The 12,089-nt window shown below is 56.3% G+C and carries 7 protein-coding genes; all 7 read left to right on the top strand.

The window, feature by feature from the left end:
• Positions 1-30 precede the first annotated feature (30 nt).
• The 7 genes from GON22_RS03020 (at position 31) to GON22_RS02990 (ending at position 12,082) form a co-directional block, all read left to right on the top strand.
• Complete coding sequence (locus GON22_RS03020; RefSeq protein WP_160394649.1) at positions 31-321, top strand: PAAR domain-containing protein; 291 nt, start codon at positions 31-33, stop codon at positions 319-321.
• 45 nt (positions 322-366) lie between these two features.
• Positions 367-762 (top strand): GPW/gp25 family protein, encoded by a 396-nt coding sequence (locus tag GON22_RS03015; protein ID WP_160394648.1) that lies wholly within the window; start codon positions 367-369, stop codon positions 760-762.
• An 18-nt stretch (positions 763-780) separates the two neighbouring features.
• Positions 781-3,891, top strand: coding sequence for a putative baseplate assembly protein (locus GON22_RS03010; RefSeq protein ID WP_160394647.1), 3,111 nt, complete (start codon positions 781-783; stop codon positions 3,889-3,891).
• A 476-nt stretch (positions 3,892-4,367) separates the two neighbouring features.
• Complete coding sequence (locus GON22_RS03005; protein ID WP_160394646.1) at positions 4,368-6,353, top strand: putative baseplate assembly protein; 1,986 nt, start codon at positions 4,368-4,370, stop codon at positions 6,351-6,353.
• Positions 6,334-8,445 carry a phage tail protein gene (locus GON22_RS03000; RefSeq protein ID WP_160394645.1) on the top strand — a complete coding sequence of 704 codons (2,112 nt, stop codon included), beginning with the start codon at positions 6,334-6,336 and terminating at the stop codon, positions 8,443-8,445. The genes GON22_RS03005 and GON22_RS03000 overlap by 20 nt, the downstream gene beginning before the upstream one ends.
• A 29-nt stretch (positions 8,446-8,474) precedes the next feature.
• Positions 8,475-10,952 (top strand): hypothetical protein, encoded by a 2,478-nt coding sequence (locus GON22_RS02995; RefSeq protein WP_160394644.1) that lies wholly within the window; start codon positions 8,475-8,477, stop codon positions 10,950-10,952.
• A gap of 23 nt (positions 10,953-10,975) precedes the next feature.
• Positions 10,976-12,082, top strand: coding sequence for a hypothetical protein (locus GON22_RS02990; RefSeq protein ID WP_160394643.1), 1,107 nt, complete (start codon positions 10,976-10,978; stop codon positions 12,080-12,082).
• The last annotated feature ends 7 nt before the right edge of the window (positions 12,083-12,089 follow it).

Genomic DNA, 12,089 nt, shown 5'->3' with positions numbered 1-12,089 from the left:
CTATTCGCAAAAAGAGAGGAGCGTGGCGTGATGCCGCCTGCAGCAAGAATGGGGGATCCGACAAGCCACGGCACGCCGCTTAGCCCGGGACCGGGCAGCGCGAACGTTCTAATCGGAGGCAAGCCAGCTTGGCGGGCTGCTTCGGATTTTCATGCTTGCCCGTTGGCAACCCCGAATCCGCATGCCGGGGGCGTAGTTGCGGTTGGATCGGCGACGGTGTTTATCAATGGGCTTCCCGCTGTGCGGATGGGCGATACGATTACCGAAGCAGGAGGGCCCAATGCAATCATGATGGGCGAGCCGACCGTGCTGATTGGATAGATGGCTCACCGATTTACATAAAACGGTTGAAGGTGGCGGAGATTCATGAATCAATCGTTTCTAGGTACAGGGTGGAAATTTCCTGTCGCTCTAGAGCCAGGGTCAGGCGCATTCGCAATGTCGGCGGATGAGGCGGATATCCAGGAGGCGATTCGCATCATTTTGTTTACGGCAAAGGGGGAGCGCGTTATGCGCCCTGACTTTGGCTGCGGCATTCACGACTTTGTGTTCGAGACGATGAGCGTCTCGACGGCGGGGCAGATGGAAGCGAGCGTTCGCGACGCTTTGAACCGATGGGAGCCGCGAATTGAGACGCTGTCCGTCGAGGTGCAGCCTGAACGCGGCACGGTTGGCAGGCTAGGCATTGCCATACGTTATCGGGTTCGTTCCACGAACAATGAATTCAATTTGGTCTATCCGTTTTATTTGCGAGAAGGATAGCGTCAGGAGGGTATTGCGATGCGTGCTCCGCTCATGGATGGCCGGGATGTCGGCCAGATTATCGAGCAGCTGCTGGAGCTGGCTCCCTATTACGTGCCGGAATGGAATATGCGCAACGAGCGCGATCCTGCGGCCGCGGTATTGCGTATTTTTGCGGGCCAGTACGTGGATACATTGGAGCGCCTTAATCGGGTTCCAGACAAAAATTTCATCGTATTCCTCAGCAAGCTCGGCATCTCGCTGCTTCCCGCGACGCAAGCGCGCGCCCCGGTTACGTTCAGGCTGAGCGCGGGCTTGAAGGACGCGGTGCTGATTCCAGCGCGGACGCAAGTAGCGGCGCCGCCATCGGACGGCGGCAAGCCGATCGTGTTCGAGACCGGCCAGCCGATGCTGGCGACGCCTGCTCGCATCACGGATCTGCTGAGCGTAACCGCAAGCGGCGGCATCTATCCGGCGCCGCCTAACATGGCGGAGCAGCCGGTTGCTCCATTGTGGGCGGTGCTTACAGCGCCGGCTCGTCAAGGGGATATTGTGCTGCTTGTCGATAACGCCAAAGGGCTGGCGCCAGGCGATTTATTGTCGCTTGGCGTTGAGGGCGGATATGCGGAAGTGCAAGCTGCCAAGGGAGAGACGATTACATTGGCGTCTCCGCTGCAAGCGGTCTATGCTGCCGGAACTGAGATCAGCAGAGTAACGTCATTCCAGCTGTTCGAAGGCGTGAACAAACAGGACAATGTGCTGTATTTGGCGCATGGGAATGTGCTTGGCTGCGGCAGAAGCACCGCGATTCGGCTGGTGAATGAAGCAGGTGAAGCCCCGGCGGCAGCGGATGTGCGCATTCGCTGGCAGTATTGGAATGAAGGCTGGGAGGATCTGCTGCCCGATGGCGATCGTTTTAGAGTGAAGCCCGGCACCATGCAGATTGGGATGACAGCCGTGAACGGCGAAACGAACCGGTGGCTGCGTGGGCAGATCATCGTTGCGGGCGGCGGTGGCACGCGAAGCATGCGGCAATGGCAGATCGAGACGGCTGGAGATGCGGTACCGCCGGATTTGTTGTTCAGCAACAATAATCCGGTGGAGCCGGCCGAAGGCGGCAGCGGCGGGTTCTATCTATTCGGCCCTAGCCCGCGTACGGGCGACACGTTTTATCTAGCGAGTGCGGAGGCGCTATCCAAGCGGGGCGGCGAGGTAACGTTAAGCTTTGTGATTGGCGAGGAGTCGCTTGAGTCGGAAGTGGAGTCGATCATGACGGAAGCGGTGTCCTGGGAATATTGGAACGGCGGCGGCTGGCTGCGCTGGGAGCGCCAATCGGTAGACTATGAGGAGTCGGCGGGCATATGCCGAATTCGGTTCCGCAATAGCGATGACGTTGCGCTTGCATCCGTACAAGGGCAAGAAAACTACTGGGTACGTTGCCGGCTCATTGCGTTCAATGCTAGCGGCGAGCTGGAAGTAACGGGCAAGCGGCTTGCGGTTAGCGATGTTGCTGTTTCATACGCGGTTAAAGCAACGCCTGAGCGTGTGTTGGCGTATCGCAACCTGCAGTACTCGGATTGGACGGCAGGTTCGGGACGGGAATTGGGCTTTGAGCCGGAACCGGATGATACACAGGCGGTCTATATCGGCTTTGACCGTGCGCCGCTGCGCGGGCCGATTAGTTTATATCTAGACTTGGCTGATCAAGTCTATAACCCGGATCGGCATCCGCTTATCGAGTGGCAGTATTACGCAGAGAAGCGCGGCGGTTCGCGATGGATGAAGCTGGATGTGAGCGATGGCACGGACCATTTGGCCAAGAGCGGCTGCTTGGCGTTCATCGGTTTGCCGGATTGGACGGAAGCGCCATTGTTCGGCCGGCAGCGTTACTGGCTGCGTGGAGTCGATACGTTAGGCGTGTTTCATACGGCGGATTCGGAGGGCAATAGTGGCGCACCGGCACCAGTTATTCAAGGGCTGTATCGGAATACGGCCTTGGTCGACCAAGCCGAAAGCTATCGGGACGAAGTAATTGGTTCATCAAGCGGTACGCCGAATGCTCTATTTACGGTACCTAAGGTTCCTGTCGCGGCCGAGGAGCTGTTTATCGACGAGCTGTCGTCGATCACTGATCGCGAACGGCTGCTGCTGCAGGACACTGGCGCGGTTTTTGTTGAAGAGAAGGATGAGAAAGGAAATGTAACGCGCTTTTGGGTACGTTGGAAAGCGGCAGACGCCCTGGCAGCTGCGGGTTCAGAGGAGCGGTGTTATGCGATTGACCGGACCTCGGGCCGCATTCAATTCGGCGATGGCGTGCATGGCATGATTCCGCCAATCGGCACGAACAACGTTATGCTGCATTATCGCTGCGGGGGCGGCGCAAGAGGCAATGTGCCGGCAGGAGCCATTACGATGCTGAAGTCTTCGATCGCGTATGTAGATGGCGTCATAAACCCTGTTGCTGCTGCTGGGGGTTATGATACCGAGGGTACTGAAGCTGCTAAGGCGCGGGGGCCGTTGATGATTCATCATCGCAATCGGGCGGTGACGGCCGCTGATTATGAAAGCCTTGCTTTTGAGGCGGCGCGGGGTATTGCGAGGGTCAAATGTTTGCCTAATGTAAATGAGCAAGGGCTCCCGCACCCGGGACGAATGACGCTCGTGATCGTGCCGCAGTCAGTAGGCCAACTGCCACAGCCGAGCGCTGCGTTGCGGCAGTTGGTTACGGACTATATTCAGGAGCGGGCAGCGAATGTCGTCGCAGGCCGTGGACATATTCATGTGCGTGGACCAGCGTATGCTGAGGTTGCCGTTCACGCCGTTCTAGTTGCCAATGGCATGGAAGGCGTGCCCGAAGCAGAGCGGCTTGCTTTCGGGCGGTTGCAATCGTTCCTGCATCCGCTCACAGGCGGCCCGGTTGGCCAAGGCTGGGAGTTCGGAAGAGTGCCCGCACTGTCCGATCTATACGCGCTGTTAAGCGGAGTGCCGGGCCTAGCCTACGTGGATCGGCTTGAGATGCTCATACGCGACAGCGAGGGCAATGAGATTACGATTAATGCGTCGCAACCGGCGCCAATTGCCGCTTTTCCGCAGCATATGCTCATTTACAGCGGGGAGCATCAGGTAGTCGTTAGGAGCAACAGTTGGTAAGTTCAGGTGAATGGAATCGTTTCGTCTAGGTGGCATCCAAGTGTGTGGAGTAATTAGGTTCATGGGAGCAGCTAGGTGCGTAAAGTTGTTTGGTACATAGTTACAAGAAACCAGATGCATGGAGCAGTTTAGTGCACGCCCACACACTTGGAAAAGTCTCCCCATTGCAATTTGTACAATGAGGCCGCGTGAACCGGTAGTAGCGAGTGCACCCATTGCATTCTGTACAATGGGATACGGCTGACAATGCTGATTTTACTCGTATAGGAGCTATTTCGTGGAAACTCATTGCACAGATTGCAATGGGAAACGCTCCAGCGAGCAGAAACGATGGATGCCATTGTACAAACTGCAATGGGGACCGGCAGGTGGCAAGTACCAAGCTAACAACAGGCAGCTGGTTGGGACCGGCTTGGCTAACTGGAAACTAATTTAACAAATATGCAAGCAGCACAGAAGCTGAGGAGGTGAACGCGATGCTGCCCATTCCTAATCTGGATGATAAGACGTTCGCGCAGCTGATCGAGGATGCGAAGAAGCAGATCCCGCGGTATGCGCCGGATTGGACCGATTATAACGCGCATGATCCTGGCATTACGATGCTGGAGCTGTTCGCTTGGCTGGCCGAAAGCCAGCGCTTTTACTTGGATCAGGTGCGCGATGACCATATCCGCAAATATTTGAAGCTGCTGGGCACAGCGCCGCTTCCTCCAAAACCGGCCCGGGCTGAGGTGTCTTTTTCGTTTAAAGATGAGGCGACATCGCCATTTGCCGGCTTGAGCGCCACAACGGATGAACCCGTTCAAGTGCCAGCAGGCACACGGATGATGGCTGGCGAGCTGGCGTTCGAGACAGAGGAGGAGCTGGCGGTTACGGCAGCATCGCTCACTGCAATCGTGACATTAGCCGGGTCGGCAATGTTGGACCAGACGGAAGCGGCGGGGCATGAGGGACTGACGTTTATGGCTTTTGGGGACAAAGCGGAGGCAGGCAGCAGCCTTTACCTCGGCTTTGACCGGAAGTTGGCACCACAAATGCCGCTTTCGATTTTATTCCGGCTGTACGACCAGTACCCTGTTCCGATTGCAGCAATGGCCGACGAGCGTGTGGGAGAAGTGACGCCGCCCGTCAAGCTTGTTTGGGAGTATATGAACGAAGATTCGGAGTGGGAGCCGCTACAAGTGGAGCGGGATGAAACGGCCATGCTAACCCGTACCGGCAGAATATTGTTTCGCACGCCGGAGAAGTGCGGCTTGCAGCGCGTATTCCCGATTATGGCGGCAGCATGCTGCTGGTTCCGCTGCACGATCGTAGAGGCCGGCTACGAGCTAGTTCCGCGAGTCGACAGCGTTACGTTAAATGCAGTATCTACTGTGCAGCTGGCTTCCTCGTTGGAATGGCTGGGCAGGTCCAATGGGCTTGGCAACCAATCATATACGCTTCGCAGCGGCGATGGAATTGTGCCGGAAAGCATGGCGGTTGAAGTGTTCGAGCCATTATCCGGCTCGTGGCAGGCATGGAAACGTGTGGAGGATTGGGACGCTTCGGCGCCGGATGACCGGCATTTTGTCTTCGATCTCGACAATCATTCGATTCAGTTCGGTGATGGCTTGCGCGGGATGGTGCCGCCTGCCTCGGAGCAGGAGCAAAGCATCCGGGTGTCCTGCCAGCGAACAGCAGGGCTCGCAAGCAACGTTGGAGCGGGAACGATTCGCCGTTTCGCTGATCGCGATAATGGGCTTGAATCGATACTGCGGATCGACCATCGGTTGCCTGCAGCTGGAGGCGCGAATGCCGAGCGTTTGGATGACGCGGTTACCCGTGCGGGCAAAGAATTGAAGCAACTGACAAGAGCGGTTACAGACCGTGACTATGAGATGCTCGCCTGCCAGACGCCGGGGCTTCGAGTTGCCCGGGCCAAAGCGCTGCTGTTGGACGATAATGCCGTTTCCGTCGTTGTTGTGCCATATAGCGATAAGCCTAACCCGCAGCCAAGCATCGGGTATCGGCAAACGGTGGCAAGGCATCTGGATCAGCATCGGTTGCTGACGACGCGGGTTACAGTCGTTGCCCCGCAGTATGTGAAGGTTCAGGTTAATGCACTTATTACGATGCGAAACGGATATGACAGCGTGAATGTGCAGCAGGATGTTACGGCAGCGCTAGGGCGTTTTCTTCACCCGCTGGAGGGGGGCGCAGCCGGGAAGGGCTGGGCTTTTGGCCAAGCGGTTTATCGTTCTGAGTTATATGCCTTGATTGATCAAGTGCCAGGAGTCGATAGTGTGGAGCGGCTGCAGTTATTCACGGCTGGTGGCGGTGGCGGAGTGCTCGACGAACAGGGGAATGTCGTGATAGCCGCGAACGCGCTTGTGTATTCAGATTATCATCAAGTGGAAATTGAGCTTCCGTGGTCATGGCGCCCGGCGGCGGAAGGAGCCGCATATGCCCGCATTGGACCGTAACGAACAGCACTACCATGTCATTCGCTCGCCACTAAGCTGGCGCCAAGGAATGCTGCATCAGTTGGAGTTTAGCGATTCCGGCATTCGGATTCAATCGGCTAACGATTACAGTACGGAGCTGGCTATACAACTGGAAACGCTGCTGCCTGGCGGCGCACGCATTACCGATATTGCGGAAGGGCCCAGCGGCATGCTGCTCCTATTGGATGAAGCGACGCGCAAAGTGTATGCTTTTAACCCTTTAACGATGCAATTGGATCGGCCGGAAGGGACGCTAAGGCTGCTGGGTGCGGGGTATCGCATGGCTCGAGGCACGAACGGCTTGATCTATGTGCTGGAACGTGATGATGCGCAGCAGCTCCGGTTAGCGGCTTACTCCGAAGTTACGGGGCAGTTAGTTTGGATCGCAGACCATCAGGCGGTTGGGCCCCAGGAGCAAGGAGGAGCGGTTAGCTGGTCCCCTTACGGCATCGCGATTGACCGCAAGGGCTGGAGTTTCGTGACGCAAGCGGAAGGTGCTTTCGCCGTACGTTTCGATCCTGGAGGGCGGTTCGGCGGCCTAGTCGGGGAGCAAGCTGCAAATCTGGCCGAAGCTCCTTCCGATGAGCCTTCACTTGGCCAACCAGCTGGCAGGCGGCTAACGGCAGCAACTGCCGATGACGGCACATTGGCGTTACTGGACATCGACGCTAAAGTGCTGAGGCTTTATTCGCCGGAGGGCGAGCTGCTTCGCGAGGCTGTGTTGGATTCATCGATGAATCCAAACGCCGTCGCAGTGGATAACCGAGGCGTGATCTACATTGGGGAAAATGAAGCATTGGAAGGCATGCAACAGCCGATGCTGCACCTGTTCAACGCGCAAGGCGATCCGATCGGGCCGATGACGGCTTACCACGGCGCTGCCCATCGCATCGTGTTTAGCCGTGAGCGAATGTATCTGTTTCACCGGGATAATCAAACGATTACGCTGCTGCAGCGCAAGGAAGCATTGTTCCGCGAGAGCGGGTCGCCGATTTCCAAAGGTGAGTTTATCTCGCATAGTCTCGACAGCACGGAGGAAGGCATTCGCTGGCATAAGCTGGCGTTAGACCGGAGCATACCGGATAATACGCTCATCCGTGTCACGTATTTGATATCCGACAAGCGGGTGTTCCAGATCGATGGGACGGATCGCAGCCTTGATGATTATTTGGCGGATCCACTGCTACGGTCAAGCGAGAAGGTGGCGGCGCTATCGCAGCTGCCTTGGTCAGAGCCTAGCGTGAACCCGCAAGAGGTGCTTGTCCGTGCTGAGCCGGGACGGTATATGTGGGTGCGCATCCAGCTGTATGGCAGCGATAAGCTGACGCCAAGCGTGGCAGGCATTCGCGCAGATTTTCCACGATTATCGTATTTGCGGTATTTGCCCGCGGTATACCAGGAGGATGCGGCGAGCCGCGATTTGTTGGAAAGGTTCCTTGCTTTGGTCGAATCGTTCATGACTGATCTAGATGGCAAAATCGCTTCCTCCCCTCGCTGGCTTGATGTCGATGCGATGCAGGGCGACTACTTGCGATGGCTTGCGACATGGATCGGTGCAGTAGCGGATCCTGGTTGGCCGGAGGCAAAGCTTCGCAAGCTGATCAAGCAGATGCCGGAGCTGCATCGTAAACGGGGCACGAAGGCGGGACTGGAGCAACTGGTCGAAATCTACACGGGCGAGCGCCCGATCATCGTCGAGAACCATCAATTGAACGCGATTCCGGATCCCGAAGCCAAGAAGGTGTACGCGGAGCTGTTCGGTGATGATCCTTATCGGTTTTGCGTGCTGCTGAAGCCGGAACAGCTTGCGGGGTTAACGGAGCTAACGGCAGTGAAGCGGATGATCGAGCTCGACAAACCGGCGCATACCGTCGCGGATGTGACGTGGCTGCAGCCGTGGATTTACTTAGGCGGGCACACGTATTTGGGGATGAACACCCTATTAACCAAGCCGTCTTCCCGATTGGATGAGGATTCGATCCTGCAGCGGGATACGATGTTGACCGACTGCACGCCATTCGGGCAAGTGCAAGTCCGATCCGGCATAGGGGCAGATACAAGGCTAGTTTAATCGAGAGTGATGATAGGGGGCATGGAGTCGTGACGAATAGTCAGCTGCAGCTGCAGCAATTTGAGCGCAATCATTATTTTTATGGCAAGCTTCTAACAGTAAGGGATTTCCAGCTAGAACAGAGCTACATGAACGAAAAACGCAATCTGCTCAATCGGTTCGTGCATGGCACGGGCGTAATCGGCGGCTTGCATCTGGCTCCCATCGATGGCACGGGCATTCGGCTGACGCCGGGCACAGCTATTGATGCTAACGGCCGCGAGATCGTCGTTGCTGCGAACGTGGATATTGCCGATATTAGCAAGCTTGCGGGGTATCCTCCTGTCTATGGCGGTGGCGTGCTGTATGCAACGCTATCGTATGACGAGACCGCGCGGGAGCCTGTTCCGGCAGTTGCGAACGCCATTCCTGGGCAGGACGGCATCGAGACGAACAAGATACGTGAGACGTTCCGCTTCGCACTGACGACGGAAGCTCCGGCAGCTTCTGTTAATCTGGATGCTGTGTATCGGAAGGCCGTTACGATTTTTGAAAATGATCAAATTATTGTTAACCGTTCCGTGCCGCGCGTCGTTAACCCGGGCGATATTATCGAGGTTGTGCTGAGCGTGACGACTAAGCTGGCGCCGAGCGGTATGCTGCAGGTCGATATCGTCGAAAGCCTGCCGAGCCTGTTCACCCAGCTGAGCAGCTGGAAGGATAACAAAATTCCGTTCGTGATGACGGGATTGCCGATGAATACGACCCGGACGCAGCGTTACTACGCGCGTGCAGGGGAACTGCCTGCCGGAGGGGCGATCGGGGGCAATGTCTTCATTAATAGCGTGTTGTTCAATTCGCAGCATGAGTCTGAATTGGCTGTTGTGGCAGACCGGTCAGTTATTCGATTGCTGGCGGAGCAGTATTTTGACAAGCAGCTAGGCAACGGTGGTTCAAGCGAAGAAACTATTGTGCTCGCAGCACTGACTATTAGCAACAAAGGGCTGATTACGGAAATTGATGAATCGGTCCGCCCGTTCGTGTACAACAACGAGCTGCTGTTCCAGCTGTTGCTTAGCGAGAAGCAGCGTCCTCCAGTGTTGCCGACGCATGCGGCGACCCACCGCAGCGGCGGGCCGGATGAGCTGAATGTCAGCAATCTGTCCGGTACGCTTGCCGACCCGCAGAAGGTTGCCGTGCAGGATGAGGGGACTTCACTGACGGTGCGCACCAAGATCAATTTTGTCGGGGCTGGCGTTACGGCATCAGATGACACGGTCAACAACCGTACGAACGTGACGATCGCAGGCATGACCAGCCATGCGGCATCCCATCAGGATGGCGGAGCGGATAAGATTAACGTGAACAATCTGTCCGGAACGCTTGCTGACCCGCAGAAGGTTACGGTGCAGGAAGAGGGCGTTGCACTGACGCCGCGCACCAAAATCAATTTTGTTGGGCCGGGCGTAACGGCTACGGATGATCCAACGAATAGCCGGATCAATGTTTCGATCAGCGGCGCCTCACTGAGCCATGCGGCGACGCATCAAGACGGCGGAGCCGATGAATTAAACGTAAATAACTTGTCCGGTGTGCTTGCCGATCCGCAGAAAGTGCTTGTCCAAGATGAAGGCAATGCGCTCACGGCGCGGCCGAAAATCAACTTTACGGGCGCTGGCGTCATTGCAACGGATGACCCGACGAACAATCGGATCAATGTCACTATTGCAGGCGGCGGATCAGGCGGCGGTTCGGGTGCGATTATTTCGTTCGGCTCGGTTACATTCCAAGGCGTCGCGCCGGGCCAAATGCTTACCTCTCCTGCCATTTCGCATCAGCTGCTGTCCAATAATGTGGGCATCGTACTGGGCGTGGCCCAATCCTTCTTGTCCGGGGGCGGGATTGAGTCCTCGCAGCTTGTTCAATCTTCCGAAGGGATCGATAAGCTTGGCTCTGTGGAAAAGCTGGATGCAGCCGAGAGCTTCTCGGCATCGCTTAGCACAGGGGGCGGAACCGGTACAACCCCGCCGATCATTGTCCAGCCCGATCCGGATCCAGGTCCAGGAGGTCCGGTGCCGCCGAGCTTCCCTGGCTTATTCCCGCTCATGCAGATGGGAAATGTTGCCGAGCTTGAGCCGGAATCGCCGCTTGTTGTTGCTTCTTACCGAACGAATTCGTCGTCCAGCTTCTCCATCACGCTTCAGGATCGCCGATTTGTCTCCGGGTTGAACGAATCTGTCGATTGGATTGTGACATGGTGGGCGTTCGCTGGCACGGTCCAAACAGGCGGTATCGTTGTGCAAGGGGGAGGAACAGGCTCTGGAGGCATCGATACGAGCCTGGTTGGCGGTGTTTCCAGTGCGAGGCTGACGGATCTGAAGGTTTCGGAAGAGACGGTTGCGGATAACAAGTTAGCGGACGAAATCAAGCTGACTGAACCTGCACCGGAGACAACGAAGCGAGTCCGCAAGCCAGTAGTGAAGGAAACAACGCAGCCTGCACCGGGCGATCCGCCGGCTGAGTCATAAGGTAGACGATCGGAGCTGATAAAATGGTAAAGAGCGTAGCCGAGAAGCCGAAGCGCAAACGCAAGAAAAAGCCAGCCGCAGCAGCGAAGGCGAAAAGCACAGCCCAGAAAGCAGCGACCCCCCAGAAGAAAGCTGAAGCGTTGCCGCAGGCGACAGAGCCGTCTGTTCTGGAGCAGATGCAGCGTTATATTGGGAACAACTCGGTAGTGAAATATTTGAAATCATTCCTCAGTGATGAAGGGCAGCATGAGGCGAAGAAAGCGCCTGAAACAAGGTCATCGCCGGTCGTGTCGGCCGATCAAGCGAGCAAGACGGCTTCAGGCGCAGCGCCAGCTGCGAAGCAATCCGCCGGCGGCGATGAGCAGGAGCTTGGCGTCCTGTCCTCCAAGTATGAGTCGAACGGCAAGCCGGGCCTAATCTCCAGCGGAGCTGGGGATTCCGGCGGCCGCTCTTACGGCGCGTATCAGTTTAGCTCGAAGTTCAAGGTTATCGACGACTTCTATGCCTGGGTCAAAAACCATGATTCCGAAACCTACGCAATACTGGAAGCCGGGTTTAAAGCGGATGGCAACAAGATCGGGGATAAATTTAACGAGGCGTTCGAGAAGCTGGGGCAAGACCAGCCTAAAGCGTTCTTGAAGCTGCAGCATGAATATACGAAGGAAATGTATTACGACAAGTCGGTCGCGAGCATTAAGAGCCAATTCGGGCTCGATATCAATTCACGGAGCTTTGCGCTCAAAAATGTGATCTGGTCCAGGGCTGTCCAGCACGGCGTCGGGAATAAGAATAAGGGACTGCTCAAAATTCTCATTACTTCCTTCGAGGGCATGGATCTAACGACCGCCAACGACGAGCAGATCATCCGGGCGATTTATAAGGAAAGCGGCAAAATGACGTCAGATAAGCCGTCGGACTCCAGCAACAAGATGGACGGGGATACGATTAAGAAGAGCAAAGAAAAGAATGTAAAAGCGATGGCCGACGAGGTTGACGGGAAATATATGAAGCATTTTTCCAGAAACGGTGCGGCCATGCAGGCTGGCGTGTATTACCGATTGAATAAAGGCGAACCGGAGCAAGCGCTCAAGCTGCTCTATGGCAAAGATTATAAGTTCAACGGCCTCTAATCCTAAT

The organism is Paenibacillus sp. MMS18-CY102, assembly GCF_009789195.1.
Lineage (GTDB): Bacteria > Bacillota > Bacilli > Paenibacillales > Paenibacillaceae > Paenibacillus_T.
This window is presented reverse-complemented; position numbering and strand designations above follow the sequence as displayed.